13 protein-coding genes and 2 pseudogenes are annotated in these 18,442 nt (G+C 75.2%); 9 read left to right on the plus strand and 6 right to left on the minus strand.

The features are described 5' to 3' along the window. Nucleotides 1–3: 3 nt before the first annotated feature. The 4 genes and pseudogenes from QBL21_RS12025 to lanKC all read right to left on the minus strand — a co-directional run bounded on the left by QBL21_RS12025 (nucleotide 4) and on the right by lanKC (nucleotide 6,809). On the minus strand, nucleotides 4–1,794 hold the full coding sequence (locus tag QBL21_RS12025; RefSeq protein WP_407562137.1) for an ATP-binding cassette domain-containing protein: 1,791 nt from the start codon (nucleotides 1,792–1,794) through the stop codon (nucleotides 4–6). Continuing rightward, on the minus strand, nucleotides 1,787–3,712 hold the full coding sequence (locus QBL21_RS12030) for an ATP-binding cassette domain-containing protein (protein ID WP_407562138.1): 1,926 nt from the start codon (nucleotides 3,710–3,712) through the stop codon (nucleotides 1,787–1,789). The genes QBL21_RS12025 and QBL21_RS12030 overlap by 8 nt, the downstream gene beginning before the upstream one ends. A 160-nt stretch (nucleotides 3,713–3,872) precedes the next feature. Further along, on the minus strand, nucleotides 3,873–3,992 hold the full coding sequence (locus tag QBL21_RS12035; RefSeq protein ID WP_407562139.1) for a SapB/AmfS family lanthipeptide: 120 nt from the start codon (nucleotides 3,990–3,992) through the stop codon (nucleotides 3,873–3,875). 22 nt (nucleotides 3,993–4,014) lie between these two features. Next, nucleotides 4,015–6,809 (minus strand): annotated as a pseudogene (gene lanKC / locus QBL21_RS12040) (class III lanthionine synthetase LanKC). A gap of 280 nt (nucleotides 6,810–7,089) precedes the next feature. Between lanKC and hydA the strand changes: the two are divergent. Genes hydA through QBL21_RS12055 form a run of 3 tightly spaced genes read left to right on the plus strand, consistent with a single transcriptional unit; the run spans nucleotide 7,090 to nucleotide 11,136 of the window. Next, nucleotides 7,090–8,490: a dihydropyrimidinase gene (hydA, locus tag QBL21_RS12045; RefSeq protein ID WP_407562140.1), complete on the plus strand. Its 1,401-nt coding sequence runs from the start codon at nucleotides 7,090–7,092 to the stop codon at nucleotides 8,488–8,490. A gap of 50 nt (nucleotides 8,491–8,540) precedes the next feature. Beyond that, on the plus strand, nucleotides 8,541–9,560 hold the full coding sequence (locus tag QBL21_RS12050; RefSeq protein WP_407562141.1) for a TIGR03842 family LLM class F420-dependent oxidoreductase: 1,020 nt from the start codon (nucleotides 8,541–8,543) through the stop codon (nucleotides 9,558–9,560). A gap of 10 nt (nucleotides 9,561–9,570) precedes the next feature. Further along, nucleotides 9,571–11,136 (plus strand): NCS1 family nucleobase:cation symporter-1, encoded by a 1,566-nt coding sequence (locus QBL21_RS12055; RefSeq protein WP_407562142.1) that lies wholly within the window; start codon nucleotides 9,571–9,573, stop codon nucleotides 11,134–11,136. Between the two features lie 4 nt (nucleotides 11,137–11,140). Here QBL21_RS12055 and QBL21_RS12060 read toward each other — a convergent pair. Then, a pseudogene (locus QBL21_RS12060) lies at nucleotides 11,141–11,380 on the minus strand (IS701 family transposase); the annotation flags it as partial. A gap of 109 nt (nucleotides 11,381–11,489) precedes the next feature. Between QBL21_RS12060 and QBL21_RS12065 the strand changes: the two are divergent. After that, on the plus strand, nucleotides 11,490–11,894 hold the full coding sequence (locus QBL21_RS12065; RefSeq protein WP_407562143.1) for a type II toxin-antitoxin system PemK/MazF family toxin: 405 nt from the start codon (nucleotides 11,490–11,492) through the stop codon (nucleotides 11,892–11,894). A 106-nt stretch (nucleotides 11,895–12,000) separates the two neighbouring features. Here the strand turns inward: QBL21_RS12065 and QBL21_RS12070 are convergent, their stop codons facing one another. Next, nucleotides 12,001–12,489, minus strand: coding sequence for a VOC family protein (locus QBL21_RS12070; protein WP_407562144.1), 489 nt, complete (start codon nucleotides 12,487–12,489; stop codon nucleotides 12,001–12,003). A 117-nt stretch (nucleotides 12,490–12,606) separates the two neighbouring features. Between QBL21_RS12070 and QBL21_RS12075 the strand changes: the two genes are divergently transcribed. From QBL21_RS12075 to QBL21_RS12095, 5 genes are all read left to right on the plus strand, one after another. Beyond that, nucleotides 12,607–13,467, plus strand: coding sequence for an inositol monophosphatase family protein (locus QBL21_RS12075; RefSeq protein WP_407562145.1), 861 nt, complete (start codon nucleotides 12,607–12,609; stop codon nucleotides 13,465–13,467). Between the two features lie 86 nt (nucleotides 13,468–13,553). Then, nucleotides 13,554–14,969, plus strand: a complete 1,416-nt coding sequence (locus QBL21_RS12080; protein ID WP_407562146.1) for a phytoene desaturase family protein — start codon at nucleotides 13,554–13,556, stop codon at nucleotides 14,967–14,969. A 157-nt stretch (nucleotides 14,970–15,126) separates the two neighbouring features. Then, entirely contained in the window at nucleotides 15,127–16,626 is a 1,500-nt protein-coding gene (locus QBL21_RS12085; RefSeq protein ID WP_407562147.1) for an AlkA N-terminal domain-containing protein, read from the plus strand. Between the two features lie 5 nt (nucleotides 16,627–16,631). Continuing rightward, the gene (locus QBL21_RS12090) at nucleotides 16,632–17,117 is read left to right on the plus strand and encodes a methylated-DNA--[protein]-cysteine S-methyltransferase (RefSeq protein WP_407562148.1); all 486 of its coding nucleotides are present in this window, start codon (nucleotides 16,632–16,634) and stop codon (nucleotides 17,115–17,117) included. Nucleotides 17,118–17,273: 156 nt separating this feature from the next. Continuing rightward, on the plus strand, nucleotides 17,274–18,401 hold the full coding sequence (locus tag QBL21_RS12095) for a glycerate kinase (protein WP_407566396.1): 1,128 nt from the start codon (nucleotides 17,274–17,276) through the stop codon (nucleotides 18,399–18,401). The last annotated feature ends 41 nt before the right edge of the window (nucleotides 18,402–18,442 follow it).

Here is an 18,442-nt window from a genome sequence, read left to right on the forward strand (position 1 = left end):
GGGTCAGGTGCCGGGGGGCGCGGCCACCGGCCGGGGGACGCCGCTCGTGTCGCCGGCGCCGGTCAGCTCGCGGTAGAACGCCGAGCGCTCCAGCAGCTCGTCGTGGGTGCCCTCCAGCGCGGACCGGCCGTCCAGGACCAGCACCCGGTCCGCCCGCGCCGCCGACGCCACGCGGTGCGCGACGACCACGAGCGTGCCGCCCGGCCGGCGCGCGAACGCCCGCTCCGCGACGGCCTCCGCGGCCGGGTCGAGGTGGCACGTCGCCTCGTCGAGCAGGGCGAGCCGCGGCGGCGCGACGTGCGCGCGGGCGAGCGCGAGCAACTGCCGCTCGCCGGCCGAGAGATCCGCGGGCCGCAGCAGTGCGTCCAGCCCGCCGAGCCGGTCCACGAGCGGCGCCGCGCCGACGGCCTGCACGGAGCGGTGGAGTTCCGCGTCGCGGACGGGGGTGGGGCACAGGTAGGCGAGGTTGTCGCGGAGGCTGCCGCCGAACACGTACGCCTCCTGCGGCAGCAGCACGGGCCGTCCGGCCCGGCGCACCTCGCCGTCCCCGGGCGCCACCAGCCCGGCCGCCAGGCTCGCCAGCGTCGACTTCCCGATGCCGCTGGGGCCCACGACGGCCAGGTGCTCGCCGTCGCGTACGACGAGGTCGAGCCCGCGCAGGACGGCGTCGGAGCGGGGCCCGTACCGGAACGACACCCGCCGCAGCTCCAGCGCGGTCGCCTTGTCGGCGGGGGCCCGTACGGCGTCGCGGGCGGCCGGACCGCCTCCGCCCTCGCCGGAGGTGCGCGGCGGGCCCGCGGCGTACAGCCTGCCGGCCACCACGGTCAGCCGGGCGCCCGTGCCGCCGAGGCCGAAGACCAGCGACTGGAGCGCCGGGAGCAGCGCCTGCGTCAGGTACGCGAGCGCGCCCACCAGGGCGCCCGCCGTCACCCCGCGTGCCAGCAGCCACGGCGCGGCCAGCAGCAGCGCCAGCACCGGCAGCCGGCCGCCGATGCCCACGGCGACGTCCCGCGTCGTGCCCCACCGCGCCAGCGCCGTCGCGGCGGCCAGCTCGGCGTCGATCCCGGCCCGTACGGTCTCGCCCGCGCGCCGTTCGGCGCCGCAGGCGACCACGTCGCGCAGGCCGTCCACGACCGAACCCAGCCCGGCGGCCAGTGCCTCGTCGGCGGCGAGGAAGTCGCGCTGGCAACGGGAGAGCGGGCGCAGCGACCAGCCGAAGACCGCCAGCCCCGCCGCCAGCGGCGGCAGCACCACGAGCAGCAGCGGCGGCGCCAGCGTCAGCAGGCCCAGCAGCGCGGCGGCGGCGGTGACGACGAAGGACCGGGTCACCATGACCAGCCCGGCGAAGCCGTCGCGGGCGATCTCCACCTGGTGGGTCAGCCGCGACACCGCCGCCGGGCCCTCCGCCCGCGCCCGGCCCGCCGCGTGCTCCAGCGCCCCGGTGACGACCCGCCGCACGAGCGTGTCCCGCAGGTCCTCGGTCAGCCGGGCGACGGCCCCGTACACCCGCAGCGTCCCGAAGGCGCCGATCGCGACGCCCACCGCCGCGACGGCGAGCCAGGCGAGGCCCACGCCGGGGCGGTCGGCCAGGAAACCCCGGTCGACGGCGCGCGCGAGGGCGTGCCCGAGCAGGAAGGTCTGGAGCGCCTCGACGGCGGACCAGCCGGCCACCGCCCCGACGACCCGCCGCCGGCGGCGCAGGAACCGCAGCCCGGCGGGCACGAGCACCCGCAGCCCGGGAGCGGGGGCGGTCTCGGCCGCGCCGGGGCGGCGGCGGGTGTCGCGGTCACGCATGGGGCGGCTCCTCGTGCCACAGGGTGCGGTACGCCGGGTCGGCGCACAGCTCCGCGTGCGGGCGCAGGGCGCGGACCCGGCCGCCGTCCAGCCACGCGACGAGGTCGGCGCGCGCCGCGGTGGCCGCCCGGTGCGCCACCACCAGCCGGCTCCGGCCCGCGCCGCGGGCGCGGCTGCGCCAAGCGGAGTCCCCTCCCTCGGCGCCGCTTGGCGCACCGCCCCCGCCCCGGCTCCGGTCGCCCGCTCCGGCGGGTCGGCCGCCGCCGGGCCCGTGCGCGGCACCCGCCTCCGCTTCGGCGGGTGTCAGCAGCGCCCGCTCGATGCGCAGTTCGGTGGCCGCGTCGAGTCCGGAGAGCGCGTCGTCCATGATCAGCAGCCGGGCGTCGCGGGCGAACGCGCGCGCCAGGCCCAGGCGTTGCAGCTCGCCCCCGGACAGCGGTGCGTCCGCCGCGGGGGTGGCGTAGCCGGCGGGGAGGGCGCGTACGAAGGCGTCCGCGTCGGCTGCCTGCGCCGCCGCGGCCACGCGGCCGGCCGCGATCGGGGTGCGCGCGTCGGCGTACGCGAGGGCGTCGGCGACCGTGCCGCCGAGCAGCACGGGCCGCGCGAACGCGTACGCCACCGCCGCCCGCAGCTCCGTGCGCGCCAGCGCGGCCAGCGGCACGCCGTCGAGCCGCACCTCGCCCTCGTCCGGGTCCATGAGCCGCCCCGCCACCGCGGCGAGCAGCGACTTGCCGGCGCCCGAGCGCCCCACCACCGCGACCGTCGCCCCCGCCGGCACCGTCAGGTCCAGCCCGCGCAGCACGGTCCGCCCGCCGCGCCGCACGGTGACCCCGCGCAGCTCCAGCCGCCCGCCGCCGTCCGCCGGGGCGGCGTCCTCGCCGTACGGGACCGGGGGCAGCCGCAGCACCGGGGTGAGCCGCCGCGCCGCCGCCCGGCTGCGTACGAGGGTGTTGACGTGGCCGACGAGGACGCCGATGCCGCCGGCGAGCATCGCGTACCGGCCCGCCGCCAGCAGCTCGCCCACGCTCAGCCGGCCGGCGCCCAGCCGCAGCCCGGCGACGGCGACGACGGCGAGCTGGAGCAGCGGCACGACGACGGCCGCCTGCGCGGTGGCGCGGCCCTGCACGTGCCACATCCGGTGGCCGTGCCGGCTCAGCTCCGGCAACGGGCCCAGCGCCCGGCGCCGTTCGCGGCCGACGGTGCCGGCGGCGGCGATGGTCCGCGCCCCGGCCAGGGCCTCGGCCAGCCGCGCCGCGATGGCGGCCTGCGCCTCCTGGTAGCGCGTCACGCAGTCGCCCGCGCTGCGGACGAACGCGCGCAGCAGGAGGACGAGTACGGGCGTGCCGACGCCCAGGACGACGGCGAGCCAGGGGTCGATGACGGCCAGCGCCACGAGCGCGCCGACCGGGGTCAGCAGCGCGCCGAGGGTGGAGGCGGCCGCGGTGGGTGCGGCGCCGGCGTGGGCGGCGTTGCCGGTGGCGCGGGTGACGAGGTCGCCCGTGGCCAGCCGGGCGGCGCGGCGCGGCTCGGTGGCCAGCGCGGCGCCGAGCAGGCGGCGGCGCAGCCAGGCGGTGGTACGGGCGGTGGTGACGCCGTTGAGCACGGTCTCGGCGGCGTCGAGGAGGATGATCGCCGCGGTCAGCGCGGCGCACAGGGCGAGGGCGCGGGGGGCGTCGGGCGAGTCGGCGAGCAGCCGGTCCAGGGCGACGCCGAGCATCGCGGGCAGGGCGAGCGCCGCGCCCGCGGCGGCGACGGTGACCAGGCAGAGGGCGGCGGTGTACGCGCCGCTGTGCCGTCCGGCGCGTACGAGCAGCCGCCGCGTCCCGCCCCCGGGACCGTCCGGCTCGCCGTCCACGAGGTCCGCGCCCTTCCCGTCGGCGCCGTCCGCCGGGCCCGCCTGCGCGGGCGAGCCGTTCACGAGTTCCGTCCCCTCCCCGCCGGGCTCGGTGCGCTGCGCGCTCGTCCGTCCGGCCGTCCTGCCGTCCCGCCGTCCTCCCCGGCGTCCGCCGCCCCGGCGAGGGGACCGCGCGGCCCCGGGCGCCGTCGTGTGCGCCCGGGGCCTTGTGGGTGCGGGAAGGTCACAGGCAGAGCAGCACGCTGTGCGAGCTGTGCTTGCCGCACAGCAGGCTCAGGCTGCTGTCGCCGCCGCCGTCGGTCTGCTCGGAAGCCTCGAGGGCCTGAAGGTCGAGAAGCGCCATGATGTTCTCCTTGGTGACTCGGTTACTGCTGGGACTTGCCGGATGGTGCTGGTACTCCGGCCCCTTCACGGGGCCGTTCCGCCTGTCGTCCGCGCGGGTGCGCCGGCGACAGGAAGGGCAGGCCGGCGCCGCTGCCGGGCTGTGCCGCGGCGAGCGCGAGCAGACAGCCGGCGGTGCCGGTGGCCAGGTCCATGGACAGCCGCATCATCTGGTCGCCGGGGAAGGCGAGCCCGCCGCCGTACGGCAGGGCGTACCAGGAGAGCGCGGCGGCCTGGGCGCCGAGGTCGGCGGGGCGTACGCCGGGGGTCGCGGTGCGGCCGAGGTGCAGCAGCATCCCGGCCCGCCCCTGGAACAGGCCGGGTTGGGCGTAGTAGCGCATCCGCACGGCGGGCAGCACCGCCGCGCGTGCCGCGGCGAACTCCTCGTCGTCGCGGTGCGCGAGGTAGTCGTCGAGCACGGTCGCGATGCCCGCGCTGCCGTCGCCGAGGTACGGCATCGTGCGGCGGCCCTCGTCCACGACGAGACCGCCGGTGCGGTCGGTGCGGCAGCGGGCGAGGTCGCGGCGCAGCGCGCCGGCGGCGGCGTCCAGCAGCGCGGGGTCGCCGGTGCGCTCGTACAGCCGGATGAAGAACAGCGCGGGGCCGGTCCAGCCGTGCAGCAGCCCGGCGCGCTCGCCGCCCCGGCCCGCCTGCGGACGGGCCGCGGCGCCGTCGCCGGGCGTCCGGTCCGCCGCGGCGAGCCGCTCGGTCAGCAGCGTGGCCGCGCGCAGGGCGCGGTCGTGCAGGGACGGCTCGCCGCAGGCGGTCGCGAGCCGGTCGAGCACCAGCCCGGCGCCGGCGAGCCCGCCGTGCAGATGGGAGGCGAGCGCCTGCCAGTTCTCGCCGAGAACCTGCTCGGCGAGGTCGAGGGCCCGCTTGCCGTGCCCGAGCCGCTCCAGCACGTACGCCACGCCGAGCAGCCCGTCGTACAGCCCGAACGGCGTGCCGCGGGGCGGGGCGGCGGTCTGCTTGAGCAGCCACTCCTCGCCGGCCTCGCTGCGCGGCGCGCCGGCCTCGGCCAGCGCGTACAGCACGCCCGCGGCGCCGAACGACATCCCGAGGCCGCCGCCGTCGTTGAACTGGGCGACGTCACCGGGAAGACGCGGTCGTCGCGCTCGGGGGTCGCGGAGGCGGCCAGCGCACGGGCCATGGCCGTGCGGCTGCGCGGCCAGTCGGCGGGCTCGGCCGGCAGCAGCGCCCCGCCGCCCGCCCCCGCGCCGGATCCCACCGTGGCCGCCGTGCCCGCCGTGCGCGCGCCGTCGGCGGCCGTGACCCCGGCCGCGGCCGTCGCCCCCGCGCCCGCCGTACGCGCGCCCGACTCGCCGGTGATCTCCTCGACCGCCTCCCGCAGGAACTCCTCGGGCAGCTCCGGGAACTGCTCCGCCGCCACCCGCGCCAGATGCGCCGCCTTGCGCCGGTCGACGGCCAGCAGCGTCGTCATCGGCAGGAACAGCGCGATCCGCAGGCAGGCCAGCGCGTAGCGGTCGATCCCGAAGCCCTCGCGGTCCGCCGGCGCCACGTACCCCGGGTGCGCGACGATCTGCCGCGGCCCGTCCGCCGCCGGCGCCGCCGCCTCGAAGTCGACCAGCGCCACCGACACGTCCCCGCCCGCCGCTTCGCCGGCCGCCGCGTCCGCCTCCGGCGCGACCATGATGTTGAACATGTGCAGGTCGTTGAAGACCAGCCCGCGCCCGTGCACCGCCGCGACGGCCCGCTCCACCGCCCCGTGCACCCGCACCGCCCAGCGGGTGTACGACGCCACCTCCGCCGGGTCCGGGTGCGCGGCCAGCAGCGGGTGGCGCTCCGCGAAGAAGGAGTTGAGGGTGCGTCCGGGCAGGAAGTCCATGACCAGGAAGCGGTGCCCGCCCAGCTCGAACCAGTCGCGGACGCCGGGTGCGACGCCCAGCCCGGCCAGCCGCTCCAGCGCGGCCTTCTCCCGCTCCAGCCGGGCCACCGCGTCGGCGCCGTCGGCGGCGAGGCCGGCGTGCGGCCTGGCCTCCTTCAGCACCACCTGCGCACCGTCGCGCTGGTCGGTGCCCGCGTAGACGCCGCCGCCGTTGGAGAAGTGCAGGGCGCGCTCGATGCGGTACGGCAGGTCGGAGGTGGTCGTGGCGTTGCGCGCGGCCAACTCCGGAGCCAGGAAGCCGGGCAGCGTCACCCAGTCGGGCACGCTGAAGGCCGGGTCCTTGCGGTCGGGTATGAGCGTGCCGTCCGGTCCCTCGATCGCCGGGACCAGCGCCCCGTCGGCGCCGACGCAGTAGCGCGGGGCGAAGCCCCCGTAGCGCACGTGCATCGGGCCGCCCTGCCAGCGCAGATCGGTGAGGATGTACGGGCCGTCCTCCGCCGCCAGTTGCCCGCCCAGCTCGCGCAGAAGCGTGTGCAGCATCTCGTCGTCGCGCGGATAGATCGTGGCGAACTTGCCGCTGATCGTGCGGCTGGCGTACTTGGAGTTCCGGAGATAGAGGAGTTGCTTTCCGGGCACGAATTTGAACGGAATGCCGCGCGGTACGCAGTAGTCCCAGATGCAGGTGCCGACCCGGTCCGCGTTGTCGAGCCGGGCCGAGACGTGGATCTTCCACCCCTGCTCCGGCCAGTCACGATCGGCCAGGGGCTGCAACTGGCGCCAGTCGCCAGACCAGGCGTCGATCCATCCCTCGGGGGTTTCCCTGCGGGCGACGGAAAAGTGCGCGACCGATGCGTCGGCGGAGCCGGCCAGCCGGTCCGGAGTTTCGTAGAAATACTCGTCGGCCAGGCAGAACGCCTCGTATCGCTTGTCCATTTCCCCCCAAGGCCGAATCCGGTTACTGCGCCCACGAAGGATTGCAGCCGGACGCGCACCGGGAGTAGTCACCGCTGTCATGAACAAGGTGTGCAGAACGCACGGATACGGGCGCGCCGCGGGCCCCCTGCGCGCGTACGGCCCGCGCCACGCGGTGGCGACGGGCGGCTGCCGCGGTATTGCCGAGCGCGGTGCCATGCTTCTACGGTCTTCGCACGCAGCTCGACTCTACGGGTGTAGACCCCTGGTGACGTCGTGTCACCGGAAGGGAGCAGAGGCCGTGAGCCGCACAGTCATCACCGGCGGGCTGGTCATCACCGCCGCCGACGAGATCCACGCCGACGTGCTCGTCGAGGACGGCCGCGTGACCGCCCTCGCCGCCCACGGCAGCGACGCCGCCGCCGGCTGGCAAGCCGGCGCCGCCGTGATCGACGCCACCGGCAGGTACGTCATCCCGGGCGGCGTGGACGCCCACACCCACATGGAGCTGCCCTTCGGCGGCACCTTCGCCTCGGACACGTTCGAGACGGGCACCCGCGCCGCCGCCTGGGGCGGCACGACGACCATCGTGGACTTCGCCGTACAGAAGCAGGGCAGCGCGCTGCGCGAGGGCCTGGACGCCTGGCACGCGAAAGCCGACGCCCAGTGCAGCATCGACTACGCCTTCCACATGATCCTCTCCGACGTCAACGAGCACACGCTCAAGGAGATGGACGGCCTGGTCGAGGAGGGCGTGACGTCCTTCAAGCTCTTCATGGCCTACCCCGGCGTCTTCTACAGCGACGACGGCCAGATCCTGCGCGCCATGCAGCGCGCCGCCGGCAACGGCGGGCTGATCATGATGCACGCCGAGAACGGCATCGCCATCGACGTCCTCGTCGAGCAGGCGCGGGGGGCCGGGAAGACCGACCCGCGTTACCACGGCGAGGTGCGCAAGGTCCTGCTGGAGGCCGAGGCCACGCACCGCGCCATCCAGCTCGCCCGGGTCGCCGGCAGCCCGCTGTACGTCGTGCACGTCTCCGCCGAGGAGGCCGTCGCCGAGCTGGCGCAGGCCCGCGACGCCGGACTGCCGGTCTTCGGCGAGACCTGCCCGCAGTACCTCTTCCTGTCCACCGACAACCTCGCCGAGCCGGACTTCGAGGGCTCCAAGTACGTCTGCTCCACGCCCCTGCGCCCCCGCGAGCACCAGGCCGCCCTGTGGCGCGGGCTGCGCACCGACGACCTCCAGGTCGTCTCCACCGACCACTGCCCCTTCTGCTTCAAGGACCAGAAGGAGCTGGGCCGCGGCGACTTCTCCAAGATCCCCAACGGCCTGCCGGGCGTGGAGAACCGCATGGACCTCCTCCACCAGGCCGTGCTCGACGGACACCTCACCCGCCGCCGCTGGATCGACATCGCCTGCGCCACCCCGGCGCGGATGTTCGGCCTCTACCCCCGCAAGGGCACCATCGCCCCCGGCTCCGACGCCGACATCGTCATCTACGACCCCGAGGCCCGCCAGACGCTCTCCGCCGCCACCCACCACATGAACGTCGACTACTCGGCGTACGAGGGCAAGGAGATCACCGGCCGGGTCGAGACGGTGCTCTCCCGCGGCGAGACCGTCCTCGACGGGCGCGAGTTCACCGGCCGGGCGGGACACGGCCAGTACGTCCCGCGCGGCACCTGCCAGTTCCTGTAGAACCGGCCACCAGACCCAGACTTCCGGCATCGTTCCCAGAGGGGGCCGAAGTGGATTTCGGACTCGTGCTCCAGACCGACCCGCCCGCATCCGCCGTCGTCGGCCTCATGCGCCGCGCCGAGCGCAACGGCTTCCGCTACGGCTGGACGTTCGACTCCACCGTCCTGTGGCAGGAGCCGTACGTCATCTACAGCCGCATCCTGGAGCACACCGACCGCCTCACCGTCGGCCCCATGGTCACCAACCCCGGCACCCGCGCCTGGGAGGTCACCGCCTCCTCCTTCGCCACCCTCAACGAGATGTACGGCAACCGCACCGTCTGCGGCATCGGCCGCGGCGACTCCGCCATGCGCGTCGCCGGCCGCCCGCCCAACACCCTGGCCCGCCTCGGCGACGCCATCCGCGCCATCCGCGACCTCGCCGAGGGCCGCGAGGCCGTCGTCGACAGCGAGGCCGGCACGACGCTGACGCTGCCGTGGGTCGAGAACGGCCGGCTGCCGGTGTGGATGGCGGCGTACGGGCCGAAGGCGCTGGCGCTCGCCGGGCAGGTCGCGGACGGCTTCATCCTCCAGCTCTCGGACGTGTACCTCACGGAGTTCATGGTCAAGGCCGTGCGCACCGCCGCCGCCCAGGCCGGCCGCGACCCGGACGACCTGACGATCTGCGTCGCCGCCCCCGCGTACGTCACGGACGGCACCCCCGAGGCGCTGGCGCACGCGCGCGAGCAGTGCCGCTGGTTCGGCGGCATGGTCGGCAACCACGTCGCCGACCTCGTCGACCGCTACGGCGAGCACTCCGACGTCGTCCCCGAGGCGCTGACGGCGTACGTCAAGCAGCGCCAGGGCTACGACTACTCCCACCACGGCCGCGCCGGAAACCCCTCCACCGACTTCGTACCGGACGACATCGTCGACCGCTTCTGCATCCTCGGCCCCGTCGAGGCGCACCTGGACAAGCTGCGCCGGCTGCGGGACCTGGGCGTGCACCAGTTCGCGATCTACGCGATGCACGACGCGAAGGAGTCCACCATCGACGCGTACGGCAAGTACGTCATCCCGGCGCTGGACTGAGGGAGGGCCCATGGCTGCCGACGCCGCACCCCCGTCCTACCCGCCGGAGCCCGCCGACGGCAGGGTGGAACTCGCCCCCGCCGACGACCTCGCCGGCAGCCGCTACGCCAACGGCGACCTGCTCCCCGTCCCCGCCGCGCAGCGCACCTGGACCACGTACAACTTCGCCGCGCTGTGGGTCGGAATGGCGGTCAACGTGCCGACCTGGACGCTGGCCGCCGGGCTCATCGCGCTGGGCATGGACTGGAAGCAGGCGGTCCTCACCATCGCCCTGGCGAACGTCATCGTGCTGCTGCCGATGCTGCTGACCGGCCACGCGGGCCCGAAGTACGGGATCCCCTTCCCTGTCCTGGCCCGCTCGTCCTTCGGCGTGGTCGGCGCCAACCTGCCGGCGCTGCTGCGCGGCGTCGTCGCCTGCGCCTGGTTCGGGATCCAGACGTGGATCGGCGGCCAGGCGATCTACTTCCTGGCCGGGAAGATCATCGGGGCCGGGAGCTGGTGGGTCGAGGCCGGCTCGTGGGGCGGCTATCCGTGGCCGCAGTGGCTGTGCTTCGTCCTCTTCTGGCTCATCGAGGTCGGCATCATCCTCTTCGGCATGGAGGGGGTGAAGAAGCTGGAGAACTGGGCCGCCCCGCTGATGCTCGCGGGCGCGGCCGCGCTGCTCATATGGATCGCCGACCAGGCCGGCGGCTTCGGCCCGCTGCTCGACGAACCGTCGCAGCTCGGCTGGGGCGCCGAATTCTGGAAGGTGTTCTTCCCCGCCCTCATGGGCATGATCGGCTTCTGGTCGACGCTGTCGCTGAACATCCCGGACTTCACCCGCTTCGGCGCCGGCCAGCGCGCGCAGATATGGGGCCAGTCCCTCGGACTGCCCACCACGATGGCCGCGTTCGCGCTGATGTCCGTGCTGGTCACCTCGGGCTCGCAGGCCGTCTACGGCAAGCCGATCTGGGAGCCGGCGGAGCTGGCCGCGCGGATGGACAGCAAACTGGGCGTCGCCTTCGCCCTGTTCGTCATCCTGCTGGCCACCCTGACGACGAACGTCGCGGCCAACCTCGTCAGCCCCGCGTACGACCTGTCCAACCTGGCGCCGAAGGCCATCAGCTTTCGCACCGGATCGCTGATCGCCTGCGCCGCGGGCATGCTGATGTTCCCGTGGGAGCTGATCGCCAACCCGGACATCTACATCTTCGTCTGGCTCGGCACCTACGGCGGCCTCCTCGGCGCCGTCGCCGGCGTGCTCATCGCCGACTACTGGCTCGTCCGCCGCACCGTGCTCGACCTGCCGGGCCTGTACCGCCGGGACGGCGCGTACTGGTACACGTCCGGCTGGAACTGGCGCGGCGTCGTGGCCTTCGGGGCCGGCGCCCTCCTGGCGGTCGGCGGCTCGCACACGGACGCGGGCGCCTCGGGCCCGTATCCGGAGGACGGCCTGATCCCGTTCCTCAAGCCGCTCGCGGACTACGGCTGGGCGGTGGGCCTGGGCACGTCGCTGGTCCTCTACGCACTGCTGATGTCGGGGGTGCGCGGCAAGGCGGTCACAGCCGGGCCGGCAGGGGCGGCAGCGCCCCGCTGATCGGCCCGCGGACCACGTCGCCGGTCTCGTCGACGACCGGGACTGCCTCGTCGTCCTGCACATGCCCGACCACGTAGGCGCGCACGTCGTCTCGGGCCTGGTCGGCGTCCCACCCGGCCCGGAGTGCCGACTTCCGGACCCGGCGCCGGGATTACACCCGCGGGAACCGTCCCGCTGTCCGGCTTCTCAGGTCCTCGAACGCTTCCTGCCAGCGGGCAGGGTCTACGCTGTGACCTGCGGCCACCGCATGATCGTCTGTCTTCACACGCCGATGATCAACGGGGGCCGCGCCCCTCTCCACAGCGCGTCAGGGTCGCACAGCGTCTGCCTGCCGCCTGGTACTTGGAGGACTTGTGCAACGTGGCGAAGTCTGGTGGGTTCAGTTCGACGAGCGGAGGCTGGTCGTCCTGCTGTCGGGAGAGGACACGCCCGGGATCCGGGTGATGCAGGTCGTTCCTCCGGCGGGCGTCGACATCAGCGGTCTGGGCATCGAAGTGAAGGTGGGCGCCGCTGAAGGACTGCCGTTCGAAGGCGTGCTGCGGCTCGCGTTCCCGCGTCCGGGCTTCACCCCGTGCACGTGGCTGACCACTGTGTCCCGGGACGACCTGATAGAGCGGGAGGCCGTCCTGTCCTCCCCGAAGCTCGGCGAGATCGACGACGCCCTCCGACTCGCCGAACAGGCGCACGAGCCTACCCCGGCGACGACCGCGAAGCTCAGCGAGATACGGGACGCGCTCCGTCTCGGTGAACTCGGGTAGACGGAGAAGGAGCCGACGCCCGTGACGGCGTGGGCGATCCCGGGCGAGATGATCCGCGCCGGCCTCGGCGCCCCTCACCGTCGAGATCACGGCCTACGACCGAGTACTAGTTGGCGAAGCCGCCGCGGGGCTCGATGATCTCCAGGTTCGTGCCGTCCGGGTCGTTGAAGTACGCGACCTTCGTGCCGAGCGCCGCCTCCGGGGTCACCTCGCCGGCGGCGAATGTGTAGCCGTCGCCCAGGAAGCCGTACCCCGCCTCCTTCATCCGCGCGTGCACCGCGTCCAGGTCGTCGACCTTCAGGCACAGGTGCATCGAGCCGGGGCGGTTCGCCATGCCGTTCGTGCGCTCGCCGACCGGGTCCTGGAACTGGATGAGGTCGATGCCCAGGCCCTCGATGTTGATCGTGGCGTAGCGCAGGGTCGCGGCGGGCAGCCCCTGCGACTTCCCGAACGGGACGCTGTTCATCGTCCCCCGGGCGACGGGGTCCCGCCCGGTGAGGGCGGCGTAGAACGCGATCGAGGCGTCCAGGTCCGAGACCGAGATGCCGACGTGGGCGGGGCGGGTGAGGTGCATCGGTGTGGCGGCGACAGCCATGGAAAGCCCTCTCGATCGGAGCCACCGGTCGTTTGGCGCCGATTCTTCAGGAATCTCCCGTACTGCGCATCCTCTCCGCATTCTCCGTACCGGGCGGCCGCGTGGTTCGATGGACATATGATCGACGACTTCGTGGCCTCCGCCGACGCCCTCGACCGGGTCGAGGACGCCCTGCGCAAGGCGGCGGCCGCGGAGGTCCTGCCCCGCTTCCGGCAGCTCGGCGCGGACGAGATCACGCAGAAGGACGGCCCCCACGACCTGGTCACCGTCGCCGACCAGCGCGCCGAGGTGCACCTGGAGCGCTCGCTGACCGCGCTGCTGCCCGGGTCCGTGCTCGTCGGCGAGGAGGGCACGCACGCCGACCCCGGCCGGCTCGCGGCGCTGCGCGGGGACGCGCCCGTGTGGATCGTGGACCCCGTCGACGGCACCCGGCAGTTCGTCCGCGGCGAGCCCGGCTTCTGCATGCTCGTCGCCCTCGCGCACCGCGGCGAGGTGCTGGCCTCCTGGACGTACCTGCCGGCCAAGGACGTCATGGCCGTGGCCCGCCGCGGGGGCGGCGCGTACGTCGAAGGCGGCGAGGAACTGCGCACCGGCGTGCCCGACCCCGGGCACGAGCTGGAGGTCGCCGTCTCCCACCACGACTTCACCACCGACGCCGAGAAGCGCGCCCTGGCCCGTCTCGACGTGCCCGGGGTACGGGCCCGGGCCTGCGGCTCCGCCGGGTACGACTACCTGTCGGTGGCCCGCGGCGAGATCGACGCCGTCGCGTTCTCCTGGGAGAAGCCCTGGGACCACGCCGCGGGGCTGCTGCTCGTCGCCGAGGCGGGCGGCGCCAGCGGCACCGTCGCGGGGGAGCCGTTCCGCGTGGCCGGCGGCAACGCGCTTCCCTTCACCGCGGCGCGGGACGCGGAAACGGCGCGTCATATCCTTGCCCTCCTGGCCGGACCGGGCAGAGGCGTACCCGGGGCGGCCCCCTAGGGTCCTTGTGACGGGTCGGGCCGGCCCGGGATGATCCCCGGCAGGGGCCCTGACCCCAGTCAGCGACGACGGGAGTGGCGAGGCGGATGACGACGCTGGTCGACGTGGTGGTCGTAGGCGCGGGGCCCAACGGGCTGACCGCCGCCGTCGAACTCGCCCGACGCGGCTTCACGGTCGAGGTCTTCGAGGCCCGGGACACCATCGGCGGCGGGGCGAGCACCGCCGAGCTGACCCTGCCGGGCTTCCGGCACGACCCCTGCTCCGCCGCGCACCCCTTCGGCGTCGGCTCCCCGGTCTTCAACGAACTCCCGCTGGCCGACCACGGCCTGGAGTGGGTGCACGGCGAACTGCCCATGGCGCACCCGTTCCCCGACGGCTCCGCGGCCGTGCTCTCCCGCTCCGTGGGCGAGACGGCGATGTCGCTCGGCACCCGCGACGCGGCTGTCTACCGGCGGCTGGTCGAGCCGTTCCTCGGCAAGTGGGAGACCCTGTCGTGGGACTTCTTCACCGCCTCGCTGCGCTCGGTGCCCCGCGACCCCGTCACCCTCCTGCGGCTCGGCCAGCTCGCCATGCCCGTGTCGCTGCTGAACCGCCGCTTCCAGGGCGAGCACGCCCGGGGCATGCTGGCCGGCCTCGCCGCGCACGCCATCGCCCCGCTGCACACGCCGGTCACCGCGGCCATGGCGCTGACCTTCGCGCTCGCCGGCCACGCCGTCGGCTGGCCGGTGGCCCGCGGCGGCTCGCAGGCCATCACCGACGCGCTCGCGGCGTACCTGCGCGAGCTGGGCGGCGAGATCCACACCGGCATCGAGGTCAAGCGGCTGGACGAGCTGCCGCCGGCGCGCGCGTACGTCTTCGACACCTCGCCGACCGCGCTGGCGCGCATCGCCGGGCTCGGCGGCGCGTACGACGGCTTCCGCTACGGCCCCTCTGTGTTCAAGATCGACTACGCCCTGGACGGGCCCGTTCCGTGGGCCTCCGAGGAGGCGCGGCGCGCCCTGACGGTGCACGTCGGACCCACGCAGGACGAGATCGGCGCGGCCCTCGACGCCGCCGTGCACGGCGTCGAGCCCGCCGTGCCGTTCCTCATCACCTGCCAGCCGACCATCGCCGATCCCACCCGCGCGCCCGAGGGCAAGCACACCTTCTGGGTCTACGGGCACGTGCCCAACAGTTGGGAGGGCGACGCCACCGAGGCCATCGAACGGCAACTGGAGCGCTTCGCGCCCGGCTTCCGCGACCTGGTGCTGGCCCGCGCCACCGCGGGGCCGCCCCAACTCGCCGCGCGCAACGCCAACTACGTCGGCGGCGACATCGCCTCCGGCGCGTTCTCCGGCATGCAGACCCTGCTGCGCCCCCGGCTCGCCCGGGTGCCGTGGGCCACGGTCCACCCCCGCGTCTTCCTGTGCTCCTCGTCCACGTACCCCGGGCCCGGCGTGCACGGGATGGGCGGCCACAACGCGGCCCGCGCGGTCTTCCGCACCCTGACGCGGTCCCGCTGACCGGTCCCGCTGACCGGGGCCGCCGGACCCGCCGCACCGTCCCGCCGCCCCGCTCCGTCGCACCGCCGCCGCGGCCCTTGCCGAGGGCCCTGCGCAGCCGCACCATGATGTCGGATTCTCGCTAGCTTCCGCCTCCGCGGTGCCCCACTCTGGAGACATGTTCACCGACACGGAGCGCTGCGTACGGGCCGTCCAGTCCAAGGACGCCCGCTTCGACGGCTGGTTCTTCACCGGGGTGCTGACCACCGGCATCTACTGCCGGCCCAGTTGCCCCGTCGTCCCGCCCAAGCCGCAGAACATGCGGTTCTACCCCAGCGCCGCCGCCGCCCAGCAGGCCGGCTTCCGCGCCTGCAAGCGGTGCCGCCCCGACACCAGCCCCGGCTCCCCGGAGTGGAACCACCGGGCCGACCTCACCGCCCGCGCCATGCGGCTCATCGCCGACGGCGTCGTCGACCGCGACGGCGTCGCCGGCCTCGCCGCCCGGCTCGGCTACAGCACCCGCCAGGTCGAACGGCAGCTCCGCGCCGAACTGGGCGCCGGGCCGCTCGCCCTGGCCCGCGCCCAGCGCGCGCAGACCGCGCGCGTCCTCATCGAGACCTCGCCGCTGCCCATGGGCGACATCGCCTTCGCCGCCGGCTTCTCCTCCATCCGCACCTTCAACGACACCGTCCAGGAGGTCTTCGCCCTCGCCCCCACCGAGCTGCGCCGCCGCACCGCCCGCTCCCGCCCCGGCGGGAACGGCACCGCACCCGGCGTCCTCACCCTCCGGCTGCCCTTCCGGCAGCCGCTCACCCCCGACAACCTCTTCGGCCACCTCGTCGCCACCGCCGTCCCCGGCGTCGAGGAGTGGCGCGGCGGCGCGTACCGGCGCACGCTGCGGCTCCCGTACGGGCACGGCATCGCCGCGCTCAGCCCCCGGCCCGGCCCGAATCCCTACATCTCGGCCCGCCTCGCCCTCACCGACCAGCGGGACCTGGCCATCGCCATCAGCCGCTGCCGCCGGCTGCTCGACCTCGACGCCGACCCCGTCGCCGTCGACGAGCAGCTCGCCCGCGACCCCCAGCTCGCCGAGCTGATCGACAAGGCCCCCGGGCGGCGGGTGCCGCGCACCACGGACGGCGCCGAGTTCGCCGTACGGGCCGTGCTCGGCCAGCAGGTCTCCACCGCGGCGGCCCGCACGCACGCCGGGCGGCTGGTGACCTCGTACGGGGAGGAGATCGAGGACACCGAAGGCGGCCTCACCCACCTCTTCCCCGAACCCGACGCCCTCGCCGGGCTCGACCCCGACACGCTGGCCATGCCGCGCAGCCGGCGCACCACCCTCACCGGGCTCGTCGCCGCGCTCGCCGCCGGCGACCTCGACCTCGGCGGCGGCAGCGACTGGGAAGAGGCCCGCCGCCGGCTCGGCGAGCTGCCCGGCATCGGCCCCTGGACCGTCGAAATCGTCGCCATGCGCGCCCTCGGCGACCCCGACGCCTTCCCGGCCACCGACCTCGGCGTCCGCAAGGCAGCCGCCGGGCTCGGCCTGCCCGGCAGCCCCGCGGCCCTCGTCCGGCACTCGGCCGCCTGGCGGCCCTGGCGGGCGTACGCCGTGCAGTACCTCTGGGCGGCGCCGCCCGCCGGCGACCACCCGATCAACCTGATGCCCACGGAGTGAAGGACATGCGAACGCACACGACCGTCGACAGCCCCGTCGGACCCCTCACCCTCGTCGCCGAGGACGACAGCCTCACCGGCCTCTACATGACCGATCAGCGCCACCGCCCCGCCGACGAGACCTTCGGCGTCCCCGCCGACCCCGCCGACCCGCCGTTCGCGGCGGCGGCGGCGCAGCTCTCGGCGTACTTCGCGGGCGAGCGCACCGACTTCGACCTGCCGCTGCACCTGTCCGGCACGCCGTTCCAGCAGCGGGTGTGGGAGCAACTGCGGCAGATCCCCTACGGCGAGACGATCTCGTACGGCGAACTCGCCGAGCGCGTCGGCAACCCGGCCGCCTCCCGCGCCGTCGGCATGGCCAACGGGCGCAACCCCGTCGGGATCATCGTCCCGTGCCACCGCGTCGTCGGCGCCAACGGCAGCCTCACCGGCTACGGCGGCGGCATCGACCGCAAGAAGCAGTTGCTCGCGCTGGAGCGGCAGGACGGCTGAACGGCCGTTGCGGTACGGGCCCGGGGACGGCGGCAGCGCCGGCCCCGGGCCCTCGGCAGCGGTGACCCGGGCGATGGGCAGGGGGCGGCCCTGCGGATAGGGTCGCAGCGGCGTGACCTGGACCAGAGCGAGGGGTGACAAGTGACGCAGCCAGCAGTGACCCGGGTGCTGATCGCGGCCGACAAGTTCAAGGGCTCCCTGACCGCCGAGCAGGTCGCCCAGCGGGTGAGCGCCGGTCTGCGCAGGGTCGCGCCGGACCTCGCCGTCGAGTCCCTGCCCGTCGCGGACGGCGGCGACGGCACCGTGGCCGCGGCGCTGGCCGCGGGCTTCGAACGCCGCGAGGCGCGGGTCACCGGGCCGCTCGGCGAACCGGTCACAGCGGCGTACGCGCTGCGCGAGGGCACCGCCGTCGTCGAGATGGCCGAAGCCTCCGGGCTGCAACTGCTGCCCCCCGGCCGCTTCGCGCCGCGCACCGCCACCACGTACGGCAGCGGCGAACTCCTGCGCGCGGCGCTCGACGCCGGGGCGCGCACCCTCGTCTTCGGCGTCGGCGGCAGCGCCACCACGGACGGCGGCGCGGGCATGCTCGCGGCGCTGGGCGGGGTCTTCCTCGACGCGGACGGGGCGCCGGCCGGGCCCGGCGGCGGGCCGCTGGCCGGACTCGCGCGGGCGGACCTGAGCGGCATCGACCCGCGGTTCGCGTCCGTCGAGCTGATCCTCGCCAGCGACGTCGACAACCCGCTGACCGGGCCCACCGGGGCGCCGGCCGTCTACGGCCCGCAGAAGGGCGCGTCCGCCGACGACGTCGCCTTCCTGGACGCCGCCCTCGCGCACTACGTACAGGTGCTGGAGCAGGCCGTCGGGCCGCGGGCGGCGGCGCTGGCGCGGCAGCCGGGCGCGGGCGCGGCGGGCGGCATCGGGTACGGGGCGCTGATCGGCCTCGGCGCCGTGTTCCGGCCCGGGATCGAGGTGCTGCTCGACGTCCTCGGCTTCGAGTCGGCACTCGCGCGCGCGGACCTCGTGATCACGGGGGAGGGCTCGCTGGACCGCCAGACGCTGCACGGCAAGGCGCCGGCGGGCGTGGCGGCGGCGGCGCGTGCCGCGGGCAAGCGGGTGGTGGCGGTGTGCGGAGGTCTGTCGATCGACGAGGCCGCGCTGCGGGCGGCGGGGATCGAACGGGCGTACGCGCTGGCGGCGGTGGAGCCGGACGTCGGACGGTCGATGCGGAACGCGGGCCCGCTGCTGGAGTCGGTGGCGGAGACCCTGGCGCGCGAGTGCCTCTGACCCGGGGGCCTGGGGCCCGGAAGCCGGGTGGAACGTCCGGG

Source organism: Streptomyces sp. 184 (assembly GCF_045781775.1).
In the GTDB taxonomy this organism is placed as follows: domain Bacteria; phylum Actinomycetota; class Actinomycetes; order Streptomycetales; family Streptomycetaceae; genus Streptomyces.